Genomic DNA, 25453 nt, shown 5'->3' with positions numbered 1-25453 from the left:
TGTGGAGCCCCTGAGGGAGCCCCCCACCTACAGCCCGTTCGACTACGCCGTCCACGAGGACCCCTACCCGACGTACGCGCGCCTCAGGGACGAGGCGCCGCTCTACCGCAACGACGAACTCGGCTTCTGGGCGCTGTCGCGGCACGCCGACGTGGCGGCGGCGTTCCGCGACCACGTCACGTTCTCCAACGCCAACGGCGTCTCGCTGGAGCCCAGCGCGTGGGGCCCGCAGGCGCACCGGACGATGTCGTTCCTCGCGCTCGACCCGCCCCGGCACACGCGCATGCGGGCGCTGGTCTCCAAGGGCTTCACGCCCCGCAGGGTGCGCGAACTCGAAGGCCGCATCGGGGACCTGACGAGAAGGCACCTCGAACCCGCCCTGGAGAGACGCGAGTTCGACTTCGTCGCCGACTTCGCGGGGCTGCTGCCCATGGACGTCATCTCGGAGATGATGGGCGTCCCCGAGGCCGACCGTGCGGAGGTGCGGCGCCTGGCCGACGTGGTGGTGCACCGCGAGGAGGGCCTGAACGACGTCCCGCCCGCCGGGATGGAGGCCGCGCTCGCGCTCGTCGGCTACTACGAGGGCATGCTGGCCGAGCGGCGCCGCCGCCGCACCGGCGACCTCACCTCGGCGCTGCTCGACGCGGAGATCGACGGCGACCGCCTCGACGACCGCGAGATCATCGCGTTCCTGTTCCTGATGGTGGTCGCGGGGAATGAGACGACCACCAAGCTGCTGGCCAACGCCGTGTACTGGGCGTGGCGCAACCCCGCCGAGCTGGCCAAGCCGTTCGGCGACCCGGCGCGCGTGGACGACTGGGTCGAGGAGACCCTGCGCTACGACACCTCCAGCCAGATGCTGGCGCGCACGGTGACGCGGGACACGACCTGGCACGGTCGGCGCGTGCCCGCCGGCGGCCGGATGCTGCTGCTGGTCGGGTCGGCCAACCGCGACCCCCGCGTGTTCCCCGACCCGGACGTCTACCGCCTCGGCCGCGACACGTCCCAGCTGGTCAGCTTCGGCGGCGGACGGCACTTCTGCCTGGGCGCCAACCTGGCCCGGCTGGAGGCCCGCGTCGCGCTGACCGAGCTGGTGAACCGGGTCCGCGGCTACGAGGTCGACGAGGCGCGCGCCGACCGCGTCCACTCGGTGAACGTGCGCGGGTTCGCGTCGCTGCCGGTCCGCGTGGAGGTGAGGTAGGTGCCGAGGTTCGAGCCGCATCCCGAGCGGCGTCCCGCCGTGGTCAGCGGCGCGTCGTCCGGCATCGGCGCCGCCACGGCGACGGCGCTGGCGACGGCCGGGCATCCGGTGGCGCTGGGCGCGCGCCGCGTCGGCACGTGCGAGGAGCTGGCCGCGACGATCCGCGCCGGGGGCGGGGAGGCGTTCGCGCACCGGCTCGACGTCGCCGACGCCGACTCGGTGAAGGAGTTCGCGGCGGCCGCCGCCGACGCCCTCGGCCCGATCGAGGTGGTGGTGTCCGGCGCCGGTGAGCTGGCCGCCGCGCGCGTCCACGACCTGGACTCCGAGACGTTCCTGGCGCAGCTGCAGGTGTTGCTGGTCGGGGCGCACCGGCTGGTGTCGCATTTGGTGCCGGACATGGTGCGGCGGCGGCGCGGCGACGTGGTGTTCGTCTCCTCGGACGTGGTGCGGTCGCCGCGCACGCGCATGGGCGCCTACGTCGCCGCCAAGAACGGCGTCGAGGGCATGGCACGGGCGTTGCAGATGGAACTGGAGGGCACGGGTGTGCGGGCGTCGATCGTGCGGCCCGGACCGACCGCGACCGGCATGGGCATGGACTGGGACGCCCAGACCACCGGCGAGGTGCTGGAGGAGTGGGTCAGGTGGGGCCACGCCCGGCATCCGTACTTCCTGCGCCCGTCCGATGTCGCGGCGGCCGTGACGGCGGTGGTGTCCACGCCGCGCGGCGCGCATCTGTCCCTGGTGGAGGTGCAACCCGAAGCGCCCCTGGAGGAGTCCCGATGACCACCACGCTGCTCGACGTGCCGTTCGTCTCGGGCGGTCCCGACCACCTGGACGAGCTGCGCACCGACCCCATCGCGCTGATGCGCCGCGTCCGCGCCGAGTGCGGCGACGTGGGCGCGTTCCGCATCGGCGGACGCGCGGTGGTGCTGCTGTCGGGCGCCGAGGCCAACGAGTTCTTCTTCCGCGCGCCCGACGAGGAGCTCGACCAGGCCGAGGCGTACCCGTTCATGACCCCGATCTTCGGGACGGGCGTGGTGTTCGACGCCACGCCCGAGCAGCGCCGCGAGGCCCTGCACAACCAGGCGCTCAAGGGCTCCCACCTCAAGGGACACGCCGCGACGATCGCCGCCGAGGTGGACCGGATGGTGGCCGGCTGGGGCGACGAGGGCGAGATCGACCTGCTCGACTGGTTCGCCGAGCTGACCATCTACACCTCGTCGGCGTGCCTGATCGGCCGCAAGTTCCGGCAGAGCCTGGACCGGCGGTTCGCCGAGCTGTACCACGACCTGGAGCGCGGCACCGACGCGATCGCCTACGTCGACCCGTACGCGCCGATCGACAGCTTCCGGCGGCGCGACCGGGCCCGGGCGGGGCTGGTGGAGCTGGTCCGGCAGATCATGGACGCGCGCCCACCGAACCCGCCGCGCGAGGACCGCGACCTGCTCGACGTGCTGATGTCGATCCGCGCCGCCGACGGCACGCCCCGGTTCGACGCCGACCAGGTGACCGGCATGTTCATCTCGATGATGTTCGCCGGGCACCACACCTCGTCCGGCACCGCCGCCTGGACGCTCATCGAGCTGCTGCGTCACCCGGACGTGCTGGCGGGGGTCGTGGAGGAGCTGGACGGCCTGTACGCGGACGGGCGGGAGGTCAGTTTCCAGGCGCTGCGCGCCATCCCGCGCCTGGAGTCGGCCATCAAGGAGACGCTGCGGCTGCACCCGCCGCTGATCCTGCTGCTGCGGGTGGCCAAGTCGGAGCAGCGGGTGCTCGGCCACCGCATCCCGGAGGGGACGATGGTCGGCTGCGGCCTGGCGGTGTCCAACCGCATCCCCGAGGACTTCCCCGACCCGGACGCCTTCCACCCCGAACGCTACGTCGCGCCGCGCGAGGAGGACCTGGTCAACCGGTGGACGTGGGTGCCGTTCGGGGCGGGACGGCACCGCTGCGTCGGCGCCAACTTCGCGATGATGCAGCTCAAGGCGATCTTCTCGGTGCTGCTGCGGGACTGGGAGTTCGAACTGGCCCAGCCGCCGGACACCTACCGCAACGACCACTCCAAGATGGTGGTGCAGCTCGCGCGGCCGTGCGCCGTCCGCTACCGCCGCAGGTCGCCGGGGACGGCGCGATGAGGGTCGAGGCCGACCTGGACCTGTGCCAGGGGCACGCCATGTGCGAGCTGGAGGCGCCCGGCGTCTTCGAGGTGCCGCGCAAGGGCAAGGTGCGCGTGGCCGACCCCGAGCCTTCCGAGGACCTGCGCAACGAGGTCGCCGCCGCCGTCCGCTACTGCCCCACGCAGGCGCTCAAGCTCATCGACTGACCCCCGGAGGTGCCGGATGCCCGCGTTCCCGCGCGAGGAACTCGAAGACATGGTGGAGCACTGGCTCGACAGCAACCGGCGGTGCGAGCGGCTCGGCGACTGGCGGCCGCTGGCCGACCTGTACACCGAGGACGCCACCTACGGCTGGAACATCGGGCCGGGCCAGGACTTCATGGCCGTGGGCCGCGAGGAGATCCGCGAGCTGGCGCTCGGCTCGGAGATGGGCGGGCTGGACGGCTGGCGCTACCCGTACCAGAGCATCCTCATCGACGACGGCAGGGGCGAGGTCGTCGGGTTCTGGAAGCAGATCGCCGACGCCCGCCGTCCCGACGGGACACCGTACGAGGTGGCGGGCATCGGCGGAAGCTGGTTCCGGTACGCCGGCGGGCGGCGGTGGTCCTGGCAGCGCGACTGGTTCGACCTCGGCAACGTCACCGCGGTGTTCGTGGAGATGATGAAGGCCGACGTGCTGTCGGACGGGATGCGGCGACGGCTGGAACGCGCCTCGTCCGGCGAGCCCGTCCCCGGCTACTACCCCCGCGGCGAAAGCCCGGTGCCGCTGTGGTGACCCACCCCTAGATCTGGCCCTCGGGCTTCTCGGGGATGGTGGCGGTGATCGCCGAGCCGAGCTCGATGAGGACGTCGCCCGGCGGCGCGTACTTGGCGGGCACGGTCACCTCGACGTACGCCTGACGGGCCACGGCGGTGAACGTGACGGGCCGGTCGGCGGGCACGCCGAACCAGTCCACCCCGTTGATCGTCATCAGCCGGGACTCCGGCCGCAGCTCGGCCGGACGCGGCACGCCGCAGCGCAACGCGATCGCGGGCGAGCCCCACGCGGCGGTCAGCGGCGACTCCGGGGAGGTGTCGCGGCGCTGCTGCCCGTGCACCTTCTCCGGCAGCCGCAGCCCCGCGCACAGCCGGGCCGTCGCGGCGTCCGGCGTGGGCACGGGCACCTGGACGGCCCCGGCGCCGCATCCGGCCAGCAGCAGGGCGGCGGGCAGGAGCGCCAGGGCGGCGCTCCGGGCCCGCGCCGTGCGGCGGGCGGCGGGCGACGGCACGCGGGGGGCGGGAGGGCGCACGGTCGGGTCGATGCCTCAGATGTTCACGATCGGGCAGGTCAGCGTGCGGGTGATGCCCTCGACCGCCTGGATCTGGGCCACCACGAGCTTGCCGAGGTCGTCGACGTTGCCGGACTCCGCGCGGACGATCACGTCGTACGGCCCGGTCACGTCCTCGGCCTGGACGACACCCGGGATGTCGGCGATCTGACGGGCGACCTCGGCCGCCTTGCCCACTTCGGTCTGGATGAGGATGTAGGCGCGCACCATCTCGTCCTCCCCGGGCGAAGAATTTGCCGTCGGACGGTCACCGTATCGTGATACCCGCTGTGACGGTGCGTCGGGGGCGATCTCCATATTTCGGGGGGCGAATGACCACGATCGGTGAGCTGGGGGAGTTCGGGCTGATCGCCCGCCTGACCAGGGGGCTGCCGCTCGGGCGGGACGTGCCGCTCGGCCCCGGCGACGACGCGGCCGTGGTCGCCGCGCCGGACGGGCGTGTCGTGGCCACCTGCGACCTGCTCGTCGAAGACCGGCACTTCCGCCGCGACTGGTCGTCCCCCTACGACATCGGGCGCAAGGCCGCGGCGCAGAACCTCGCGGACGTGGCCGCCATGGGCGCCCGTCCCACCGCGCTGCTGGTGGGGCTGGCCGCGCCCGCCGCCACCGAGGCCGCCTGGGCGCAGCGCCTGTACGCGGGGCTGGCCGACGAGTGCGCGGTGACGGGCGCGTCGGTGGCCGGCGGCGACGTGGTGGCGGCCCCGGTGATCACTCTCGCGATCACGGCGCTGGGCGACCTGGGCGGGAGGCCGCCGCTGACGCGGTCCGGGGCGCGTCCCGGCGACCTGGTGGCGGTGCGGGGGCGGCTCGGCTTCTCCTCGGCGGGCCTGGAGCTGCTGCGGCGCGGCGAGCGCGAGCCCGCGGAACTGGTCGAGGCGCACCGGCGGCCCCGTCCCCCCTACGAGGCGGCCGAGGAGGCGCGCGCGTCCGGCGCGACCGCGCTGCTGGACGTCAGCGACGGCCTTCTGCAGGATCTCGGTCACATCGCCGAGGCCTCCGGCGTCCGCGTCGAGGTCGACTCCGCGGCCGTCCCCGTACCGGCGGTCCTCGGGCCCGACGGGCTGCGGCACGCGCTCACCGGGGGTGAGGACCACGCGTTCGCCGGCACCTTCCCGCCCGCCGCGCACCTGCCCCCCGCCTGGGCGGTCATCGGCCGCGTCGCCGACGGCGAAGGCGTCATGGTGGACGGCCGCCCCTACGGGCCCGGAGGATGGGACCATTTCCGCGGATGAGCTTGCCGAGGGGCTCCGCGGGCTGGCGGACAGCCTCGGATAGCCCCGTCTGACGGCGCGGTGCGTCTTTCACCGTCTGGTAGGCACATTTGGTGCTGGTTTGGTATACATCCTCTGATCGAAGAGGGATGGGATGGGACGACACACCAAGCCGAACCGACCCGATGACGAGGGCGACGCCACCGGCGCGGATCCGCCGGAGACCGGCCGCCAGTGGTCCAAGCTCCTTGGTCTCGTTCCCCTTCCGCTCTTCCCGATGCTGGCGCTGGTAATCGCCGTCGGCGTGGTCGCCTACGCGTTCAGCACCCAGCAGATCTCCCTGAACTTCGCCGGCGGCGCCCCGTCCGAGCCGCACACCGGCAACCGTGAGAGCCAGGTGTCCGAACGCGGACAGGGCGACCGCGCCAGCCGGGGCGCCGAGCGCGCCGACGGCCTGGTGGTGGCCTTCCGGGTCGCCTCCCGCACCGAGACCGGCTACCGCGCCACCGCCACCGTCACCAACCGCGGCTCCCAGCCGGTGGCGAGGTGGGCCCTCGCCTTCAGGATCAAGAACTCCCGGATCGTGTCGTTCTCCGGCGCCAGCGTCGTGCGCACCGGCACGACCGGCCACGTGCGCAGCCGCCCCGGCGCCCAGGCCCTCGCCCCCGGCCAGTCCGTCCGGATCGTGTTCGTCGGCACCGGCACCCCGCACGGCCCGTACTACTGCGTCCTGAACCGCCTGCGCTGCACCCGGGTCTGACCCGCCTTCCGCGCGGATCATCCCGGCGGTGAAACGCCTAAAGTGGGCGGCATGACGCAGAACTCCCCAGCCGACAAGGCACTGCCGCTCGTGCTCACCGTGGCGGGCTCCGACTCCGGCGGCGGCGCCGGCATCCAGGCCGACCTGAAGACGATGTTCGCCCTCGGCACCCACGGGATGAGCGTCATCGCGGCGGTGACCGCGCAGAACTCCCTGGGCGTGCAGGGCTACTGGGAGCTGCCGCCCGAGGCCGTCCGCGCCCAGCTCGACTCGGTGCTGTCCGACATCGGCGCCGACGCGATCAAGACGGGCATGCTGGCGTCCTCGGCGCTGGTGGAGACCGTCGCCGAGGTGCTCGCCGGGGTGGACGTCCCCGTCGTGGTCGACCCGGTCGGCGTGTCCAAGCACGGCGACGCGCTGCTGGCCCCCGACGCCGTCGAGGCCGTCCGGAGCGCGCTGCTGCCCGTCGCCACCGTCGTCACCCCCAACCTCTGGGAGGTCGAGCAGCTCACCGGCGTGAAGGTGGTGGACGAGTCGGGGATGCGCGAGGCCGCCGAGGCGGTCAAGGCGCTCGGCCCCCGCTGGGTGCTGATCAAGGGCGGCCACCTGCCGGGCGAACCCGCCGACCTGCTGTTCGACGGTGAGCGGGAGTACCGCTTCACCGCGCCCCGCCACGACAACCGCCACACCCACGGCACGGGCTGCACCCTGGCGTCCGCGATCGCCTCCTACCTGGCGCGCGGCGAGGACGTCCACGACGCCGTGGCCAAGGCCAAGGAGTACGTCACCGGGGCCATCGCCGCCGGATTCCCCCTGGGCGCGGGCATCGGCCCGGTCGACCACGGCTGGCGGCTCCGCGAGTCCTCCTGACCCGTCCCGCGGACAAGAAAAAGTCGGCTCGCCGGAGAACCGGTGAGCCGACTCATGGGGGTTCCAGGGGGTCGGCCCCCTGGGAGACACAGCGGGCGCGGCAACGGCGAAGTCGAGCGAAGCTCGACGAGCAGCCTCGGCCGCCCCGATCCGTCTCAGACGGTGGGCTTGACGACCTTGCCCGCCTTGATGCAGGACGTGCAGGCGTTGATCCGCTTGGTGCTGCCGTTCACGACGGCGCGCACGCGCTGGATGTTGGGGTTCCAGCGGCGCGGGGTGCGGCGGTGCGAGTGGGAGACGCGCATGCCGAAACCGGGTCCCTTGCCGCAGACGTCGCAGACGGAAGCCACGGGAAACTCCAAGTGGTGTCGATGCTGTGCGATGGAGCGACCGGTGTCTCACCGGACGGACCGGCGCTCGCGAATGGCACCCCGGACGAGGCGCACGGACCAGGGTAGCCGACCCGGCGTCGGAGAGGCGAATCGGCCGCGCCCGTACGCCGAGCGCGACCGGTTCCCAAGGGTACGGTGCGCGCGGTACAGATGGGGGCGCGGAAACCCCTGCGGCCCCCGGCGGACACCTCCGGCGGCGGCCGGGCACCGGTGGAGAGGGGCGAGTGTGGGCGAGGTCCTCGACGCGGCGGCGGTACGGCGGTGGAGCAGGCTGGCGGCCGACGCCCTCGGCCGGACCCGCGGTGAGATCGACTCCCTCAACGTCTTCCCCGTCCCCGACGGCGACACCGGCACCAACCTGCACCTGACCGTCCTGGCGGCCGCCGAGGCGGCGGAGCGGGCGGATGCCGACGTGGCCGGCGTGTGGCGGGCGCTGGCCCAGGGCGCGCTGCTGGGCGCCCGGGGCAACTCCGGGGTGATCCTCAGCCAGGTGTTCCGCGGGCTGGCGGAGATCCTCGGACCGGGGGGCGCGTCCCCCGACCCGGTCCGCTTCGGGGAGGCGCTGGAGTACGCGGCGGTCCTGGCGCGCAACGCCGTCGCGCATCCGGTCGAGGGCACGATCCTCAGCGTGCTGGACGCCGCGTCCTCGGCAACCGGCGACGGCGCGACCGGGGACGACGGGACCGGCGGCCTGGCCGGAGCCGCCCGCGCGGCCGCCGCCGGGGCGCGGCAGGCGCTGCGCCGCACCACCGCGCAGCTCGACGTGCTGGCCCGCAGCGGCGTGGTGGACGCGGGCGGCGCGGGGCTGTGCGTGGTGCTCGACGCCCTCGCCGCCGTGCTCACCGACGAGTACCCCGAACGGTACGAGGTGCCCGCCCGCACGGGGGTCCCCCCGGCCGGGGAGCGCCCCGCCCGGCAGGAGGCCGCCCCCGGCTACGAGGTGATGTACCTGCTGGACGCGCCCGACGAGACCGTCCCCGACCTGCGCGAGGACCTCGACCGGCTCGGCGACTCCCTGGTCGTCGTGGGCGGTGACGGGCTGTGGAACGTCCACGTGCACGTCGACGACGCGGGCGCGGCCATCGAGGCGGGCCTGAGGGCGGGCCGCCCGCACCGCATCCGCGTCACCTACCTGCACGCCGAGGAGCACCCGCAGGCGCCGTGCGCGGGACGAGCCGTGGTGGCGGTCACGGCGGCCGACGGGCTGGCCGAGCTGTTCGAGAGCTGCGGCGCGCGGGTGGTGCGCCGCGCGCCCGGCGCCGCGCCGCCGCTGGCGGTGCTGGCCGACGCGATCATCGCGGCGGGCGACGAGGTGGCGGTGCTGCCCAACGAGCCGGAGGTGCTGGCCCTGGCCGAGGCCGCCGCCGAACGGGCCCGCGACAGCGGCGTGCGCATCGCGGTCGTCCCCACCCGGGCGTCGGTGCAGTGCCTGGCGGCGCTGGCCGTGCACGACCCGCTGCGCCGCTTCCACGACGACGTGATCGCCATGACCCGGGCGGCGGGCGCCACCCGGTTCGGGCATCTGGAGGTGGCCGCCGGGGAGGCCATGACCAGCGTGGGCCTGTGCCAGCCCGGCGACGTCCTCGGCCTGATCGAGGGCGACGTCGCCATGATCGGCGCGGATCTCGCCGACGTGGCCCGGCAGGTGCTGGACCGGATGCTGTCGGGCGGCGGCGAGCTGGTCACCCTCATCGCCGGCGCGCACGCCCCGGCCGGGCTGGCGGCCGCGCTGGAGGACCACCTGCGCGAGCACCGGCCGGACGTGGAGGTCGTCGTCTACGACGGCCGCCAGGAGCGGTACCCCCTGCTCGTCGGGATCGAGTGACCCCGCCTCTGACGGCGCCGCGCGGTAGAAAGGGGGACGTGGCGAAACTCGACGAGCCGTTGCGCAAGGTCCTGGGGGACAGGACGGCCAAGGTGCTGGACAAGGGCCTGGACCTGCAGACCGTCGGCGACCTGCTGCACCACTATCCGCGCCGGTACGCCACCCGCGGCGAGCTCACCCCGCTCAACGACCTGCAGGACGGCGAGCACGTCACGGTGATGGCCGAGGTCGTCAAGGTGCAGGGCCGCACGCTGAGCCGCAGCCCCGGCTACGTCCTGGAGATCACCGTCACCGACGGCACCGGCGAGCTGAAGCTGAGCTTCTTCGGCCGCAAGGGCTCCTACCGGCCCGAACGGGAGCTGTCGCCGGGCACCCGCGGCCTGTTCGCCGGGAAGATCAGCACCTACCGCCCGCGCAGCGGCCGCGTGCAGCGCCAGCTGGCCCACCCCCAGTACAAGGTGGTCGCGGCGCGCGACGCCGAGGAGGCCGCCCAGGAGTGGGCCGACGAGATCATCCCGATCTACCCCTCCACCAAGGGCCTGGACATCGAGACGATCGGCAAGTCCGTCGGGGTCCTGCTGGACAACCTCGACGGCCTGGGGCTCGGCGACGACCCGCTGCCCGAGCCGATCCGGCGGCGCTACGGCTTCGTCGGCCTGCGCGAGGCGTACGAGGGCATCCACCGCCCCCGCGACTGGGAGGAGCTCGGCCGCGCCCGCAAACGGCTGAAGTGGGACGAGGCGTTCGTCCTGCAGATCGCCCTGGCCCGGCGCCGCCGTGCCGCGAGCGCCCTGCCCGCCAAACCGCGTCCCCCCGTCGCGGACGGCCTGCTCGACGCCTTCGACGCCCGCCTGCCGTTCGAGCTCACCAAGGGCCAGCGCCAGGTCGGCGACGAGATCGCCGCGGACCTGGCCCGCGAGCACCCCATGCACCGCCTTCTGCAGGGCGACGTCGGCGCGGGCAAGACGATCGTGGCGTTGCGGGCGATGTTGCAGGTGGTGGACGGGGGCGGGCAGGCGGCGCTGCTGGCGCCGACCGAGGTGCTGGCGCAGCAGCACTACCGGTCGATCACCGGGATGCTCGGGGAGCTGGCCCAGGCCGGGCAGATCGGCGGGGCCGACCACGCCACCCGGGTGGCGCTGCTGACCGGGTCGCAGGGCGCCAAGGCCCGCAAGGAGGCGCTGCTGGACGTGGCGTCCGGCGCCGCGGGCATCGTCGTCGGGACGCACGCGCTGCTGCAGGGGCACGTGCAGTTCGCCGACCTGGGCCTGGTGGTGGTGGACGAGCAGCACCGGTTCGGGGTCGAGCAGCGCGACGCGCTGCGCGAGAAGGTGTCCGGGGGGCGGCCCCACGTGCTGGTCATGACCGCCACGCCGATCCCCCGCACGGTCGCGATGACGGTGTTCGGCGACCTGGAGACCTCGGTGCTGGGGCAGCTGCCGGAGGGGCGGTCGGAGATCCGCACGCACGTGGTGCCCCCGGAGAAGCCCGCGTACTTCGCCCGCATCTGGGAGCGCATCAAGGAGGAGGCGCGGCAGGGCCGCCAGATCTACATCGTCTGCCCGCGCATCGGCGAGCAGGAGGGCGCCGAGGACGACGCCCCGGTGGTGGCCGAGGACGAGGCCGAACGGCGCTCCCCGCTGGGGATCATGGAGCTGCTGCCCCGGCTGGAGGGCGAGCTGCTGGCCGGGCTGCGCATCGGCGTCCTGCACGGCAAGCTGCACCCGGACGAGAAGGACGCGGTCATGCGCCGCTTCGCGGCGGGGGAGCTGGACGTGCTGCTGGCCACCACGGTCATCGAGGTCGGCGTGGACGTGCCGAACGCCACCGTCATGGTGATCATGGACGCGGACCGGTTCGGCGTCTCCCAGCTGCACCAGCTGCGCGGCCGCGTCGGCCGCGGCACGCTGCCCGGCCTGTGCCTGCTGGTCACCGACGCCGAGCCCGGCAGCGGGTCGCGTGAGCGGCTGGACGCGGTGGCCTCCACCACCGACGGGTTCCGGCTGTCCCGGCTGGACCTGGAGCAGCGCCGGGAGGGCGACGTGCTCGGCGCGGCCCAGGCCGGGCGCTCGTCCAGCCTGCGGCTGCTCACGCTGCAGCGCGACGAGGACGTCATCCGCGCCGCCCGCGAGGAGGCCACGCGGCTGGTGGACGAGGACCCCGACCTGGCCGGGCATCCCGCGCTCGCCGACGAGCTGGCCGCCCTCCTGGACGAGGACCGCGCCGACTACCTGGAGAAGGCCTGACCTGGCACGGGCCGCGTCCGGTCCTGTGACGGACGCCATGGCGAGAATTTCCTATTTAATAGGTTGACTTGGTGGGTTTTTTCGATGACGATGGGGTCGTGTCTCCGATCCGGCCCCTGACCGCCCGCCTGCACGTCGACTTCCGGCGCCAGGCCAGCGCGTTGTGTCCGCGCCGCTGAACCGACGTCCACAGGTTCCGACGGCACCGGAGGCATTCCCCCATGACGACCACCGACTACAGCGGGCCCGCCGAGCTGGACGGGCTCCTGCGCGACCCCGGACCCGAGGTGCGCGCCGCCGCCCTCCACGGCCTGGCCGGGAGGGCCCGCGCCGGCCGCGCCCCGCTGGCCGCCGGCGACACCTTCGCCTGGGCGCTGGCCGACGCCGATCCCGGCGTCCGCCGCGTCGCCGCCGACGCGCTGCGCGACCTGCCCGAGCTGTACCTCGGGGAGGAGGGCGTCGAGGCGCTGCTGCTGGCCCGGTCCCACAGCGTTGATCCGTATGTGCGCGAGGCCGCCGCCGAGGTGCTGGCCGTCCTCACCCAGACGGCCTGCGAGCTGTACGCGCAGGGCCTGCACGACGGGGAGCCGCACCTGCGGGTACAGGCCGTCCTCGGGCTCGTCGCCCTGCGTGCCGCGGCCGAGGTCGCCGACGCCGCCGACGACCCGGCGCGGGAGGTGCGGGTCGCGGTCGCCGAGGGACTCGCCAGACTGGCCCGGCCCGCCGGGCTGCCCGCCCTGGAGCACCTGCTCGCCGACCACGACCCGGTGGTGCGGATGGCCGCGCTGGACGCCGCCGCCGGGCTGCGCGTGCCCGAGCCGCTGGCCGGACGCGTCGTCACCGCCCTCGCCCACCCCAGCTGGCAGGTGCGGCGACGCGCGGCGCTGGCCCTGGGCGCCGCCGACGACCCGGAAACGGCGGTCCCGCCGCTCGTGCGGGCGCTGCGTGACCGTATCGTGGACGTGCGACGCGCAGCGGTCCAGTCTCTGGAACGATGGGCTTCGCACCGACCGGACGTGCTCACCGCCCTCACCGAGGCGCTGGCCGATCCGGATCCGGGTGTGCGCACGCAGGTCCGCTGGGCGCTGGCCTGACGGCTGGCGGCGCACACGGGCCCGGCACGGGCCCGATACCGGCGTGGGCGGGGCGTCCTGGGGTGGGGACGCCTCGCCCGCCTTATCTCACGGCCGCCATCCGAGCGCCGCGATACTGAGGGCATGACGAGGGTCATTGCGGGGAGTGCCGGCGGGCGGCGGCTGGTCGTGCCGGCGGGGCGGGACACGCGGCCTACCAGCGACCGCGCCCGGGAGGGGCTGTTCTCCACCATCGGCGCACTGCTCGGGCCGCTGGACGGGCTGCGCGTCGTCGACCTGTACGCGGGATCGGGTGCCGTCGGCCTGGAGGCGCTGTCCCGGGGGGCCGCGCATGCGCTGCTGGTGGAGTCGCATCCGCGCGCGGTCAAAGTCATCCGGGAGAACGTGGCCGCCCTGGGCCTGCCGGGTGCGCGCGTCTGCGCCGACCGGGTGGAACGCGTCGTACGGCGGCCCCCGGACGAGCCGTACGACCTCGTCTTCGCCGACCCCCCGTACGCGCTGTCCGACGACGCCGTGACGAGTCTCCTGGAGACGCTGCGGGACCAGCGCTGGACGGCCCCCGACGCCCTCGTCGTCGTCGAACGGGCGGCGCGCGGCGCCCCGCCCCAGTGGCCCGAGGGCTATCTCGCCGAGCGGGACCGGCGTTACGGTGAGGCCGTGTTCTGGTACGGCCGCGCCGTGGAGCGGTCGTAGGAGCAACCGGCGCCCCTGGGGGTATGGCTCCGGATGATGCGCGGCACCGACAAGGCAGTGAGGCGGACCTGGGTCCTCACGGTCGTCATGGTGCTCGCGCTCATGGCCAACGTCACCTACCTCCAGGGCTTCGACGCCCAGAACCTGCGCGACGACCGGCTCAACGCGCGGCAGTTCCAGAACCGCAACAAGATCGCGCGCGGGCCGATCGTGGCGGGCGGCGAGCGGCTCGCCTGGTCGCGGCAGGTGCCCGGCGAGCGCACTTACCAGCGCCGCTACCTGGACGGCAGGGTGTTCGCGCCGGTCACCGGATACTTCTCGCGGTTCTCCCAGAGCGGCCTGGAGGACGCGGGCAACCACATCCTGGACGGCACCGACCCCCGCCTGGCCACCACCAGCCTGGTCGACCGGATCCTCGGCAAGAAGATCCCGGGCGGCACCGTCGAGGCCACCGTCGACCCGGACGCCCAGCGCGCCGCCTACCAGGCGCTGGCCGCCTCCGGGGCCCGGCGCGGCGCCGCCGTCGCGCTCGACGCGTCCACCGGCGCCGTTCTGGTGCTGGCGTCCACGCCGTCCTACGACGCCAACGAGGTGTCGACCCTGGACGCCGGGCGGGCCGACGCGGCGTTCCGCAGGCTCAACGCCGACCCCCTCAAGCCGATGCTGAACAAGGCGACCGGCGAGCTGTTCCCGCCCGGGTCCACGTTCAAGGCCGTCGTCGCGGCGGCCGCGATGACGGCGGGCGCCGACGAGAACACCCGGGTCCGGGCGGGCCGCGCCTACCGGCCGAGGGGCGCCGGACAGGCGATCAACAACGACGCCGCCGACATCGGCGGCCAGTGCGACCAGGCGGCCATCCCGCTGATCGACGCCTTCGCCCAGTCCTGCAACACCACGTTCGCGTACATGGGGGCCGAGCAGCCCGGCAACGCCGCCGTGGCCGACCAGGCGGCCAGGTTCGGCTTCGGCGGCCGCATCGCGATCGCCGACGGCGTGAACAGCGCGGCCAGCTCCTACCCGCGCACCGACCAGCCCGCGTTGGCCGCGCTGGGCGCGATCGGGCAGGGCAGCACCGTCGCCACGCCGCTGCAGATGGCCATGGTCGCGGCCGCGGCGGTCAACGACGGGCAGGTCATGAAGCCGTACCTGGTGGACCGGCTGCTGGGCGCCGACGGGTCGCCGGTGGAGAAGACCCGGCCGCGCCGCCTGGGCCGCGCCCTCTCCGCCGACCAGGCCCGGCGGATGCGCGACATGATGGAGGCCGTGGTGCGGGAAGGTACCGGAAAGACCCTGCAAGGCAGCGCCGTGCTGGGCGGTAAGACCGGCACCGCCGACGTGGAGAGCGCCTCGTACAACGACCGGTGGTTCATCGGCTTCGGCCCGCGCTCCGACCCCCGCTACGCCGTCGCGGTGATGACCGAGGCCCCCGGATACGGCATCAACTCCGGCCCCATCGCGGCCCGCGTCATCGAGGCCCTCGGCTAGCCGGAACGCGGGGTGTGGCCGGCCGCGGGCGGGGCAGGAGCCCGGGTGAAAGCGCACCGAACGCGGTTTGGTACGGTCGCGCCGCAGGTCGCAACCGCGGGACCGAAGGGGCTAACCTCGTGCGCCGTGTCGTCTGTCCGGGATCGTTCGACCCCGTCACCAATGGGCATCTCGACATCATCAGCCGGGCCTCCCGCCTCTACGACGAGGTGGTCGTCGCCGTTCTGATCAACAAAGCCAAGAAGAGCCTGTTCACCGTCGACGAGCGCGTCGACATGATCGCCGAGGTCACCAAGGAGTACGGCAACGTCAAGGTGGACAAGTTCTACGGCCTGACCGTCGACTACTGCCGGGAGCAGAACATCCCGGTGATCGTCCGGGGGCTGCGCGCCGTCAGCGACTACGAGTACGAGCTGCAGATGGCGCAGATGAACCACCGCATCGCCGGGGTGGAGACGCTGTTCATGGCCACCAACCCCGAGTACGCGTTCCTGTCGTCCAGCCTCATGAAGGAGGTCGTGCGGTTCGGCGGGGACATCTCCGGGCTGGTGCCCGACATCGTCCACGAGCGGCTCGTCGAACGCCTCCAGGAACCCACCGCCTGAACCGGCGCCGGACGCCCCGGGTCGCCCTGAGTTGGGTGCGGGCCGTACGGTTCGGTACCCTGGGAAATCGGCCTGGAGCGACGGCCGTGATCCACCATGCGTCACGAAAGTAGGAATCCTCTGTCCCGCCTCGACTCGACCCGCCCGCTGGTGCTCGACACCCGAGCGCTGAGCCGGCAACCCGGGTCGTCGCGTGAGGAGACCCTGGTCGTGCCCGCCCCGGAGGATTTCGGCGTCGAGATGGTGGGCGTTCCCGAGGGCGCGGACCTGGAACTGGACCTGCGGTTCGAGGCGGTGCTGGAGGGCGTGCTCGTGACCGGGACGGTGCGCGTGCCCCTGGAGGGGGAGTGCGCGCGCTGCCTGGACCCGATCGCCTCGACCTTCGAGGCGGACTTCCAGGAGCTGTTCGTCTATCCTGACACCCGCTCCGGCGGGCACGCGGAGGACGACGAGCTCCGACTCGAGGACGACCTCATCGACCTCGAACCCGTGCTGCGGGACGCGGTGGTGCTGGCGCTGCCGCTGTCCCCGCTGTGCCGGGAGGACTGCCCGGGGCTGTGCCCGGACTGCGGCGCGCGGCTGGCCGACGTCGGCCCGGAGCACCGCCACGAGGCGGCCGACCCCAGGTGGGAGGCCCTTCGGGGCCTGCTTCCCCCGGATCTGCCTCCGGGCGGGAGCGGACCACACGACCGACGAGAAGGAAAGCAGGAGGGCTGACGTGGCCGTCCCCAAGCGGAAGAAGTCGCGCAGCAACACGCGGCACCGGCGTGCGCAGTGGAAGGCCACCGCGCCGAACCTGATCGAGTGCCCGACGTGCCGCGACAAGAAGCTCCCGCACGTCGCGTGCCAGACGTGCGGCACCTACGACCGGCGGCAGGTCATCACCCCGTCGGCCTGACCTACGTACCACGGGGGGCGGATCCGCGCGCGGCGCGGCCGCCCCTTGAGGTGCTTTCGCCATCGACCACCCGGCGGGCCGGGTCCGGCGCGGGCGAGCGAGGTCGGGGACGGGCGCCCGAGGCCGTGGTGCACGCCGGGAAAGGCCCCCTGGGCCGGTCGACCGGCGCGCACCTCGTCTTCGCGGAACTCTCCTCGCCGCACCGTCCCGTGCCGTCCGGCCGGTCGCCCGCCGTGACGGCAGCCGCGGCGCACGCGGCTGCGGGGCCTTGCGAGGAGGGCCTGTGAGCGCCAAGAAACCCGAACCCGTGCCCGCCGACCGCGCCGAACTCGTCGCCGCGCTCGGCGTGGACGTCTCCGACGAACTGCTGGAACGGGCGCTGACGCACCGTTCGTACGCCTACGAGAACGGCGGCCTGCCCACCAACGAGCGCCTGGAGTTCCTCGGCGACTCGGTGCTGGGCCTGGTCGTCACCGACACCCTGTTCCGCGGCCACCCCGACCTGCCCGAGGGGCAGCTGGCCAAGCTGCGCGCCGCCGTGGTCAACATGCGGGCGCTGGCGGGCGTGGCGCGGTCGCTGGGCGTGGGCGCCCACATCCGGCTCGGCCGGGGCGAGGAGGGCACCGGCGGCCGCGACAAGGCGTCCATCCTCGCCGACACCCTGGAGGCGCTGATCGGCGCCGTCTACCTGGACCGCGGCCTGGACGAGGCGTCCGCGCTGGTGCACCGGCTGTTCGACCCGCTGATCGCCCGTTCGGCGGGCCTGGGCGCGGGCCTGGACTGGAAGACCTCGCTGCAGGAGCTGACCGCGGTCGAGGAGCTGGGCGTGCCCGAGTACCACGTCGCCGAGAGCGGGCCCGACCACCAGAAGACCTTCCGCGCGTCCGTCCGGGTCGGCGGCGTCACCTACGGCTCGGGCGAGGGCCGCAGCAAGAAGGAGGCCGAGCAGCACGCCGCCGAGGCCGCCTGGAACGCCATCCGCGAGATGGCCGTGCGGCGGGAGGCCGCCAACGGACCCGAGCGGGACGCGCCGGGCGGCGGCGCGCGCGACGTCTCCGGTAACGGCGCCGCCGACGACGGCGCGGGCACGTCCGGGCGCCCGTAGTCTGGCGACATGATCGGATTCGCCGTGCACGCCCCGGGGGCCCGGGATGCCTGAGCTGCCCGAGGTCGAGGTCGTCCGGCGCGGGCTGGAACGCCATGTGGCCGGCCGCACGATCAGGTCCGCCGAGGTGCTGCACCCGCGTGCGGTGCGCCGCCACGTCCCCGGCCCCGACGACTTCGCCGCCCGCCTGCCCGGCCGCACGGTGGACGTGCCGCGCCGCCGCGGCAAGTACCTGTGGCTGCCCCTGACCGGCCCGGGGAGCGCGTCCGGCGACGGCGCGGGCGAGGCGCTGCTGGCCCATCTGGGCATGAGCGGGCAGCTGCTCGTCGGGGATCCCGGCCGGGCCCTGGAGAAGCACCTGCGGATACGGATCGTGTTCGACGACGACGGGCACGACCTGCGGTTCGTCGACCAGCGGACGTTCGGCCACCTGATGCTGACCGAGCTGGTCCCCGACGCCTTCGCCCCGTCGGTGGCGGTGGCGACGATGGCGTCCGTTCCGGAACCGATCGCGCACATCGCGGCCGACCCGCTGGAGGACGCCTTCGACGACGAGGCGTTCTACCGGGCGCTGCGCCGCAGGCACACCGGGGTCAAGCGGGCCCTTCTGGACCAGTCGCTGGTCAGCGGCGTGGGCAACATCTACGCCGACGAGGCGCTGTGGCGGGCGCGGCTGCACTGGGCGCGTCCCACCGAGACCCTCACCCGCGCCGAGGTGCGGCGCCTGCTGGAGGCGGCGCGCGAGGTCATGACGGCGGCGCTGGCGGTGGGCGGCACCTCGTTCGACAGCCTCTACGTCAACGTCAACGGCGAGAGCGGCTACTTCGACCGCTCCCTGGACGTGTACGGGCGCAGGGACGAGCCGTGCCGGCGCTGCGGCTCGCCGATCCGGCGCGACGCGTTCATGAACCGCTCGTCCTACAGTTGCCCGAAGTGCCAGCCGCGTCCCCGCCGGGCGCGCTACTGAAGGGCCGTGGGGGAGGGCTGTGACCGACGAGGCGACGGTGCGGCTGACCGCGTGGGTGCGGGGCCGGGTGCAGGGCGTGGGGTTCCGCTGGTGGACGCGGTCCCGGGCGCTGGAGCTGGGCCTGGCGGGCAGCGCCACCAACCTGCGGGACGGCCGGGTGGAGGTGGTCGCCGAAGGGCCGCGTACGGCCTGTGAGCGGCTGCTGGAGCTCCTGCGCGGCCCGGGCACACCCGGACAGGTGACCGGCGTCGCCGAGCGCTGGAGCGAGCCGCGTGGCGCCGTCGGCTTCGAGGAGCGCTGACCGGCGTCCCGGGGCGGGGCCGCTGACCTGCGGGAAGGCGGGCGGCGCGCACGCCGGGGCGAGGACCCGATGATCGGGTAGGGAATTCCGGTTTGTACCTGCTAAACTAGTGACGACAGGTTGTTACCGGCCTGTGATGTGCGTCTTGACCAGGACACCGGCCGGTGCGACTCTAGACGATACGCGCACCAACACTTCGTTGCTCTTCGTGCGCGATCCCTGCTGGTTACTCAGCGTGGAGGACCCTTAGTCATGGCGAAGGCTCTACTCGGCCACGTCGGCGGTCCCGACCCCCGGATGGTCGCGGAGATGCGGCGCCTGCAGCAGCGCGTACGTGATCTGGAAGCCGAGCTGGTACGGCTTCAGGCGGAGAACGACGCGCTCGCTTCGGCGGCAGACGACGACGTTATCTCGCTCGGGGTGAAGGACCGCGAACCGGCGCTGACCTGATCGGCGCCTTTTCCATCGAAACAACACAGGGACGCCGAGTCGGGCGTCCCTATTGTTTTGCACCTTTTTACCGGTCGTTGGTGATGTTCCCCACGGGGCGGCACGTCCTCGGCACGCCGCGCGAGATGTCGCGGCCGGGCCCGGTGCCGCCCGAGAAGCTCCAGGTGGGCCGGGGTGCGTCGCATCCGGCACGGCCCGTCGTGGCAGCCGCCGGACATCCAGCCCGCCGGACGTGACGGCATCCGCCCCCGGATCCGGCAGACCATCAGGGCGACGCCGCGTCCCCGCGCGGCCGGACGGAAGCGCCTTTTCCCTCGCGACCGCCTGTCCCGCCGGGACGGACGGAAGAGCGGGCAGACAGCCGTAGCCGGGCGGCACCCCGCCTCGACCGGGTCGGCGCCGTCCACGCCCGGCCACCAGCGCCCCTCGCCGCGTCGGCAGTGCCGACCCCCTCCCCGATCGCCGCTTCCGTAAACGCGGTTTCCGCCGACGACGTTCGGCTGATACGGGCGGACCCCGGCACATCGGGCGTGGCACATTAGAAGGGAACGGCAGCGCGGATGCCGGGCCAGGGGCGTCTTGGCCGGTATCGTTCGACAAGCTCCCGGCCCTGCCGCCGGGAATGCGCCACGGGGCCGCCCGTCTGGGGGACGTAGGGGTGGCCCGCACAAAGAGCGTTTCGGGGGCGTGGCCCTGCGCGATCCGTCGAGGAGGACAGCGAGCGCGTGTACCTGAAAAGCCTGACGCTGCGCGGCTTCAAGTCCTTCGCGTCCTCCACGACCCTGAAGTTCGAACCCGGCATCACCTGCGTCGTCGGGCCGAACGGGTCGGGCAAGTCCAACGTCGTCGACGCGCTGGCCTGGGTGATGGGCGAGCAGGGCGCCAAGTCCCTGCGCGGCGGCAAGATGGAGGACGTCATCTTCGCCGGGACCGCCAGCCGCCCCCCGCTGGGCCGCGCCGAGGTCGTCCTCACCATCGACAACGCCGACGGCGCCCTGCCCATCGACTACACCGAGGTCACCATCAGCCGGCTGATGTTCCGGTCCGGGCAGAGCGAGTACGCCATCAACGGCGACCCGTGCCGCCTGCTGGACATCCAGGAGCTGCTGTCGGACTCCGGCATCGGCCGCGAGATGCACGTGATCATCGGGCAGGGGCAGCTGGACCGGGTGCTGCACTCCGGCCCCGAGGGCCGCCGGGCGGTGATCGAGGAGGCCGCCGGCGTCCTCAAGCACCGCAAGCGCAAGGAGAAGGCGCTGCGCAAGCTGGACTCCATGCAGGCCAACCTGACGCGCGTGCAGGACCTGGTCGGCGAGCTGCGCCGCCAGCTCAAGCCCCTCGGCCGGCAGGCCGAGATCGCCCGCCGGGCCGCGGTCATCCAGGCCGACCTGCGCGACGCCCGGCTGCGGCTGCTCGCCGACGACCTGGTCACCCTGCGCACCAGGCTGGAGCAGGAGGCCGCCGACGAGGCCGCCGTGCGGGAGCGGCGCGCCGAGACCGAACGCGCCCTGGCCGAGGCGCAGCGCCGCGAGGGCGAGCTGGAGGCCGAGGAGGCCATCGAGGCGCCCAAGCTGGCGCAGGTCCAGGACACCTGGTTCAAGCTGTCGGCGCTGCGGGAACGGCTGCGCGGCGTCGCCGACCTGGCCGCCGAACGGCACCGCAACGCCACCGAGGCGCACCAGGAGGAGCGGCGCGGCCGCGACCCCGAGGAGCTGGAACGCGAGGCCGCGCAGATCCGCGAGCAGGAGGAGATGCAGCGCGCCGCCCTGGAGGAGGCCCAGGCCGGGCTGGACGGCGCCGTCGCCGAACGCTCCGGCGCCGAGGAGGCCCTCGCCGCCGAGGAGCGCCGCCTGCAGGCCGCCGCGCGCGCCGCCGCCGACCGCCGCGAGGAACTGGCCCGGTTGCGCGGACGTGTGGAGGCGCTGCGCAGCAAGGTCCACGCGGGCGAGTCGGAGATCGGCCGTCTCGCCGAGGCCCGCGCCGAGGCCGAGGCGCGCGCGGAGGCGGCCCAGGCCGAGTACGAGGCGTACGAGGGCGAGGTCGTCGAGGACCCCGAACTCGTCGCCGAACACGAGCTCGCCCAGGAGACCCTGGCCACCGCCAAGGAGGCCCTTGAGGAGGCCCGTGCCGCCGTGGACGGGCCCCGCCAGCAGTTGAAGGCGGCCCGCGCGGCCGTGGCGGCGGCCCGTTCGGCCGACCAGGCCGCCCAGAAGAACGTGACGGCCCTGCAGGCCCGTATCGAGGCGTTGAACCTGACCCTGGGGTCGGCGGCCGACGGCGGGGAGGCGCTGCTCGCCGCCGGCTCTGACGGCTCCCTGCGGGGCGTCCTCGGTACGGTGGCGTCGCTGCTCACCGTGCGGCCCGGCTACGAGACGGCCGTGGCCGCCGCGCTGGGCGGCGCCGCCGAGGCCATCGCGGTCGGCTCGCTGGACACGGCGGAGGCCGCGCTGACGCTGCTGCGCGCACGCGACGCGGGACGGGCCGGCCTGGTCGTCGGAGGCGGGGCGGAGGCGCCGCCGGACGACCGCCTGCCCGGCGTCGACTACGCGGCCGACGCGGTGACCGTCCCCGACGAGATCCGTCCGGCCCTGCGGCACCTGCTGCGCGACGTGGCCGTGGTGGACGACGTGGCGGCCGCCGCCGAGCTCGTCCGGCGCGAGCCGGGCCTGCGCGCCGTCACCCGCGACGGCGACCTCGTCGGCGCCCACTGGGCCCAGGGCGGCGCCGCAGGAGGCGCCCAGAGCCTGCTGCAGATGCGCGCCACCCTCGACCAGGCCACCGAGGACCTCGCCGCCGCCGAGGCCGCCGCCGAACGCAGCGCCGCCGACCTCGCCGAGGCCGTCGAGGCCGAGCAGCAGGCCCAGAGCGCCCTGGACGCCGCCCAGGCGGCCGTCAACCAGGCCCAGTCGGGCGTCAATCAGGCCCAGAGCGACCTGGACCGCGTCCGCGGCAGGCTGCGCGAGTTCGAGAGCAAGGCCGCCCAGGAGGCCAAGCAGGCCGCCCGGCTGGAGGCGGGCGTGCGCGCCGCGCGCGGCGAGGTGGAGCGACTCACCAAGGCGCTGGACGCGGCCAACGAGTCCCTGGAACGCGACGCCCAGGCCGCCGAGGAGCTGGCCCTGCGGCTGGCCGAAGCGGAGGAGGCCGCCGAGGTCGCCGACGACGCCGGGCACGACACCGAGGCCCGCGACGAGCTGGCGGCCCGCTGCCAGGAGCTGCGCGCCGCCGAGATGGAGGCGCGCCTGGCGGTCCGCACCGCCGAGGAGCGCGTCCAGGCCATCGCCGGCCGCGCCGACGCGCTGGAACGCGCCGCCCGCCGCGAACGCGAGGAACGCGTCCGGGCCGAACGCCGCCGCGCCCGCCGCCAACGCCAGGCCAAGATCGCCCAGGCGGTGCTGTCGGGCGCCCGGCAGTCCCTGGACCGCATCGAGGTGTCGCTGTCGGCGGCGGTCGCGCAGCGCGAGGCCGCCGAACGCGCCCGCGCCGCCCGCGAGTCGGAGCTGAAGGTGGTGCGCACCCAGGTCCGGGAGCTGTCGAGCACCCTGGAACGGCTGGTCAACGTCGTGCACGGCAGCGAGGTCGCCCGCGCCGAGCAGCGGCTGCGGCTGGAGCAGATGGAGCAGCGGGCGCTGGAGGAGTTCGGCCTGGAGGTCGAGGCGCTGATCAACGAGTACGGGCCCGACCAGCCCGTCCCGCCCGGCCCCGAGGCGGGGGAGGACGCCCGGCCCGTCCCGTACGACCGGGCGGCCCAGGAGAAGCGCGCCAAGACCGCCGAACGCCAGCTCAACCAGCTCGGCAAGGTCAACCCGCTGGCCCTGGAGGAGTTCGCCGCCCTGGAGGAACGCCACGCGTTCCTCACCAACCAGCTGGAGGACCTGAAGAAGACCCGCCGCGAGCTGCTGGGCATCGTCAAGGAGGTCGACGACCGCGTTCAGCAGGTCTTCGGCACCGCCTACGAGGACACCGCCCGCGAGTTCGAGCGGATCTTCGTGCGGCTGTTCCCCGGCGGCGAGGGCAGCCTGTCGCTCACCGACCCCGAGAACCTGCTCGAGACGGGCGTGGAGGTCGCCGCCCGCCCGCCCGGCAAGAAGGTCAAGCGGCTGTCGCTGCTGTCGGGCGGCGAACGCTCCCTGGTGGCGATCGCGTTCCTGGTGGCGGTGTTCAAGGCCCGCCCGTCCCCGTTCTACGTGCTGGACGAGGTGGAGGCCGCCCTCGACGACACCAACACCCAGCGCCTGCTCACGGTGTTCGAGGAACTGCGGGAGAACTCCCAGCTCATCATCATCACCCACCAGAAGCGCACGATGGAGGGCGCCGACGCCCTCTACGGCGTCAGCATGCGCGGCGACGGCGTCACCCAGGTCGTCAGCCAGCGCCTGCGCGAACCCGAACCCGCCTAGCCCGCCCGCCTAGCCCGCCCGCCCTGCCCGCCTGGCCTGTCCCGGACGAGACGGCCGGATGACCGTGAGCCGACGGGAGGAGGGACGCCCAGGGCGGGTAGTGGACCGGTGGTCGGCGCATCGGCGCCGGTCTGGAAAACTGGGGACGCTATGGAGTATCTGATCCTCATCGCCGGGCTGACCGTCCTCGCGCTCGTCGTGGGCGGCGTGTTGTTCTTGCGGCCCGGCCGCCGCAAGCCCCGCCCGCCCGTCGAGCCTCCGGCGCCGCCCACCGTGACGGGCGCCGGCACCGTCACCGTCGAGGAGGAGGATCGGGCGGCGACGACGCTTGAGCGCGCGCCGCCGGTGGAGGCGCCGCCCGCCCCGCCCAAGCCCGAGATCGAGGTCCCGCCGCCGTCGGCGGGACGGCTGGTGCGGCTGCGGGCGCGGCTGGCCCGGTCGCAGAACGCCTTCGGCCGCACCCTGCTCGGCCTGCTGTCGCGCGAGACGCTGGACGAGGACGCCTGGGAGGAGATCGAGGACACGCTCATCGGCGCCGACATCGGCGTGAGCGTGGCCCGGCAGATCACCGACGACCTGCGCACCCGCGTGCAGGTGCTGGGCGCCCGCACCCCCGAGGAGGTGCGCGCCCTGCTCAAGGAGGAGCTGGTCAAGCAGATCGGCCCGGACCTGGACCGCTCGCTGCGCACCGCGCGGCACGGCAACCGCCCGGCGGTGCTGCTGGTCGTCGGCGTCAACGGCACCGGCAAGACCACCACCTGCGGCAAGCTGGCCCGGGTGCTGGTCGGCGACGGCAACAGCGTGGTGCTCGGCGCCGCCGACACCTTCCGCGCCGCCGCCGCCGACCAGCTGGTGACGTGGGGCTCGCGGGTGGGCGCCGAGGTGGTGCGCCGCGACGAGGGCGCCGACCCCGCCAGCGTCGCGTTCGAGGCCGTCAAGACCGGCATCGACACCAAGGTCGACACGGTGATCGTCGACACCGCCGGGCGCCTGCACACCAAGACCGGGCTGATGGACGAGCTCGGCAAGGTCAAGCGCGTGGTGGAGAAGCAGGCCGAGGTGGACGAGGTGCTGCTGGTGCTGGACGCCACCACCGGCCAGAACGGCCTGCAGCAGGCCCGCGTGTTCGCCGAGGTCGTCAACGTCACCGGCATCGTGCTCACCAAGCTGGACGGCACCGCCAAGGGCGGCATCGTCGTGCAGGTGCAGCGCGAGCTCGGCGTCCCGGTCAAGCTGGTGGGGCTGGGCGAGGGGCCCGACGACCTCGCCCCGTTCGAGCCCGAGGCGTTCGTCGACGCCATTCTCGGGGACTGAGCCGGCGCTCCGTCCGCCGGAACGATTCCGTCACATACGCCCCAGTGGCACCACAGGTGCCGCTGGGGCGTTCTTCTTTGCTGGTTTCGGACGCCTGTCAAGGCGTGTTACGTCCGTCGAAGACGGCCGGAAAACGCGAAACAACGGCCGGTGAGGGTTTCGAAACACTTCAGAAACATCCCTGTGGCGGGTTTC

25 protein-coding genes are annotated in these 25453 nt (G+C 73.9%); 22 read left to right on the top strand and 3 right to left on the bottom strand.

Features of this window, described 5'->3' with window-relative positions; all coding sequences use genetic code 11:
* Nucleotide 1: 1 nt before the first annotated feature.
* The 5 genes from ABZ801_RS09675 to ABZ801_RS09655 are packed head-to-tail and all read left to right on the top strand — an operon-like array spanning nucleotide 2 to nucleotide 4092.
* Nucleotides 2-1201 (top strand): cytochrome P450, encoded by a 1200-nt coding sequence (locus ABZ801_RS09675; protein WP_360695084.1) that lies wholly within the window; start codon nucleotides 2-4, stop codon nucleotides 1199-1201.
* Nucleotides 1202-1984: an SDR family oxidoreductase gene (locus ABZ801_RS09670; protein ID WP_360695081.1), complete on the top strand. Its 783-nt coding sequence runs from the start codon at nucleotides 1202-1204 to the stop codon at nucleotides 1982-1984. It begins immediately after the preceding gene.
* The gene (locus tag ABZ801_RS09665) at nucleotides 1981-3336 is read left to right on the top strand and encodes a cytochrome P450 (protein WP_360695078.1); all 1356 of its coding nucleotides are present in this window, start codon (nucleotides 1981-1983) and stop codon (nucleotides 3334-3336) included. The genes ABZ801_RS09670 and ABZ801_RS09665 overlap by 4 nt, the downstream gene beginning before the upstream one ends.
* Nucleotides 3333-3524 carry a ferredoxin gene (locus tag ABZ801_RS09660; protein WP_360695075.1) on the top strand — a complete coding sequence of 64 codons (192 nt, stop codon included), beginning with the start codon at nucleotides 3333-3335 and terminating at the stop codon, nucleotides 3522-3524. The genes ABZ801_RS09665 and ABZ801_RS09660 overlap by 4 nt, the downstream gene beginning before the upstream one ends.
* Nucleotides 3525-3540: 16 nt before the next feature.
* On the top strand, nucleotides 3541-4092 hold the full coding sequence (locus tag ABZ801_RS09655; protein WP_360695072.1) for a nuclear transport factor 2 family protein: 552 nt from the start codon (nucleotides 3541-3543) through the stop codon (nucleotides 4090-4092).
* A 7-nt stretch (nucleotides 4093-4099) separates the two neighbouring features.
* Here ABZ801_RS09655 and ABZ801_RS09650 read toward each other — a convergent pair whose 3' ends face one another.
* Nucleotides 4100-4606 carry a DUF3515 domain-containing protein gene (locus tag ABZ801_RS09650; protein WP_360695069.1) on the bottom strand — a complete coding sequence of 169 codons (507 nt, stop codon included), beginning with the start codon at nucleotides 4604-4606 and terminating at the stop codon, nucleotides 4100-4102.
* 15 nt (nucleotides 4607-4621) lie between these two features.
* Nucleotides 4622-4855 (bottom strand): Lrp/AsnC ligand binding domain-containing protein, encoded by a 234-nt coding sequence (locus tag ABZ801_RS09645; RefSeq protein ID WP_344945246.1) that lies wholly within the window; start codon nucleotides 4853-4855, stop codon nucleotides 4622-4624.
* A 101-nt stretch (nucleotides 4856-4956) separates the two neighbouring features.
* Here ABZ801_RS09645 and ABZ801_RS09640 point away from each other — a divergent pair, with 101 nt between their 5' ends.
* From ABZ801_RS09640 to thiD, 3 genes are all read left to right on the top strand, one after another.
* On the top strand, nucleotides 4957-5877 hold the full coding sequence (locus ABZ801_RS09640; protein WP_360695066.1) for a thiamine-phosphate kinase: 921 nt from the start codon (nucleotides 4957-4959) through the stop codon (nucleotides 5875-5877).
* Between the two features lie 256 nt (nucleotides 5878-6133).
* Nucleotides 6134-6616: a cellulose binding domain-containing protein gene (locus tag ABZ801_RS09635; protein WP_360695063.1), complete on the top strand. Its 483-nt coding sequence runs from the start codon at nucleotides 6134-6136 to the stop codon at nucleotides 6614-6616.
* A gap of 51 nt (nucleotides 6617-6667) precedes the next feature.
* Entirely contained in the window at nucleotides 6668-7486 is an 819-nt protein-coding gene (gene thiD, locus ABZ801_RS09630; RefSeq protein ID WP_360695060.1) for a bifunctional hydroxymethylpyrimidine kinase/phosphomethylpyrimidine kinase, read from the top strand.
* A gap of 155 nt (nucleotides 7487-7641) precedes the next feature.
* Here thiD and rpmB read toward each other — a convergent pair whose 3' ends face one another.
* Nucleotides 7642-7836 carry a 50S ribosomal protein L28 gene (rpmB, locus tag ABZ801_RS09625; protein ID WP_030164391.1) on the bottom strand — a complete coding sequence of 65 codons (195 nt, stop codon included), beginning with the start codon at nucleotides 7834-7836 and terminating at the stop codon, nucleotides 7642-7644.
* 268 nt (nucleotides 7837-8104) lie between these two features.
* Here rpmB and ABZ801_RS09620 point away from each other — a divergent pair, with 268 nt between their 5' ends.
* The 14 genes from ABZ801_RS09620 (at nucleotide 8105) to ftsY (ending at nucleotide 25258) form a co-directional block, all read left to right on the top strand.
* Nucleotides 8105-9703, top strand: coding sequence for a DAK2 domain-containing protein (locus ABZ801_RS09620; RefSeq protein WP_360695057.1), 1599 nt, complete (start codon nucleotides 8105-8107; stop codon nucleotides 9701-9703).
* A gap of 38 nt (nucleotides 9704-9741) precedes the next feature.
* Nucleotides 9742-11949, top strand: coding sequence for an ATP-dependent DNA helicase RecG (gene recG, locus ABZ801_RS09615; protein WP_360695054.1), 2208 nt, complete (start codon nucleotides 9742-9744; stop codon nucleotides 11947-11949).
* Between the two features lie 221 nt (nucleotides 11950-12170).
* The gene (locus ABZ801_RS09610; RefSeq protein WP_360695051.1) at nucleotides 12171-13043 is read left to right on the top strand and encodes a HEAT repeat domain-containing protein; all 873 of its coding nucleotides are present in this window, start codon (nucleotides 12171-12173) and stop codon (nucleotides 13041-13043) included.
* Between the two features lie 123 nt (nucleotides 13044-13166).
* A complete protein-coding gene (gene rsmD / locus ABZ801_RS09605; RefSeq protein WP_360695048.1) occupies nucleotides 13167-13736 on the top strand; it encodes a 16S rRNA (guanine(966)-N(2))-methyltransferase RsmD in 570 nt (189 codons plus the stop codon).
* A 57-nt stretch (nucleotides 13737-13793) separates the two neighbouring features.
* Nucleotides 13794-15221, top strand: a complete 1428-nt coding sequence (locus ABZ801_RS09600) for a penicillin-binding transpeptidase domain-containing protein (protein ID WP_360695045.1) — start codon at nucleotides 13794-13796, stop codon at nucleotides 15219-15221.
* Between the two features lie 119 nt (nucleotides 15222-15340).
* Nucleotides 15341-15826, top strand: coding sequence for a pantetheine-phosphate adenylyltransferase (gene coaD, locus ABZ801_RS09595; protein WP_344945217.1), 486 nt, complete (start codon nucleotides 15341-15343; stop codon nucleotides 15824-15826).
* A 150-nt stretch (nucleotides 15827-15976) separates the two neighbouring features.
* Nucleotides 15977-16543 (top strand): YceD family protein, encoded by a 567-nt coding sequence (locus tag ABZ801_RS09590; protein ID WP_344945214.1) that lies wholly within the window; start codon nucleotides 15977-15979, stop codon nucleotides 16541-16543.
* 1 nt (nucleotide 16544) lies between these two features.
* Nucleotides 16545-16724: a 50S ribosomal protein L32 gene (gene rpmF / locus ABZ801_RS09585; RefSeq protein WP_344945211.1), complete on the top strand. Its 180-nt coding sequence runs from the start codon at nucleotides 16545-16547 to the stop codon at nucleotides 16722-16724.
* Between the two features lie 307 nt (nucleotides 16725-17031).
* A complete protein-coding gene (rnc, locus tag ABZ801_RS09580) occupies nucleotides 17032-17829 on the top strand; it encodes a ribonuclease III (protein ID WP_344945506.1) in 798 nt (265 codons plus the stop codon).
* Nucleotides 17830-17875: 46 nt separating this feature from the next.
* A complete protein-coding gene (mutM, locus tag ABZ801_RS09575; RefSeq protein WP_344945208.1) occupies nucleotides 17876-18796 on the top strand; it encodes a bifunctional DNA-formamidopyrimidine glycosylase/DNA-(apurinic or apyrimidinic site) lyase in 921 nt (306 codons plus the stop codon).
* Between the two features lie 19 nt (nucleotides 18797-18815).
* Nucleotides 18816-19097, top strand: a complete 282-nt coding sequence (locus tag ABZ801_RS09570) for an acylphosphatase (RefSeq protein WP_360695040.1) — start codon at nucleotides 18816-18818, stop codon at nucleotides 19095-19097.
* A 252-nt stretch (nucleotides 19098-19349) separates the two neighbouring features.
* Nucleotides 19350-19547, top strand: a complete 198-nt coding sequence (locus tag ABZ801_RS09565; RefSeq protein ID WP_344945204.1) for a hypothetical protein — start codon at nucleotides 19350-19352, stop codon at nucleotides 19545-19547.
* 725 nt (nucleotides 19548-20272) lie between these two features.
* Entirely contained in the window at nucleotides 20273-23944 is a 3672-nt protein-coding gene (gene smc, locus ABZ801_RS09560) for a chromosome segregation protein SMC (RefSeq protein ID WP_360695036.1), read from the top strand.
* Between the two features lie 150 nt (nucleotides 23945-24094).
* Nucleotides 24095-25258: a signal recognition particle-docking protein FtsY gene (gene ftsY, locus ABZ801_RS09555; RefSeq protein ID WP_360695033.1), complete on the top strand. Its 1164-nt coding sequence runs from the start codon at nucleotides 24095-24097 to the stop codon at nucleotides 25256-25258.
* Nucleotides 25259-25453 lie beyond the last annotated feature (195 nt).

The organism is Actinomadura sp. NPDC047616 (genome assembly GCF_040642915.1).
Lineage (GTDB): Bacteria > Actinomycetota > Actinomycetes > Streptosporangiales > Streptosporangiaceae > Spirillospora > Spirillospora miaoliensis.
The sequence above is the reverse complement of the archived record's forward strand: the minus strand, read 5'-3'. Positions and strand labels throughout refer to the sequence as shown.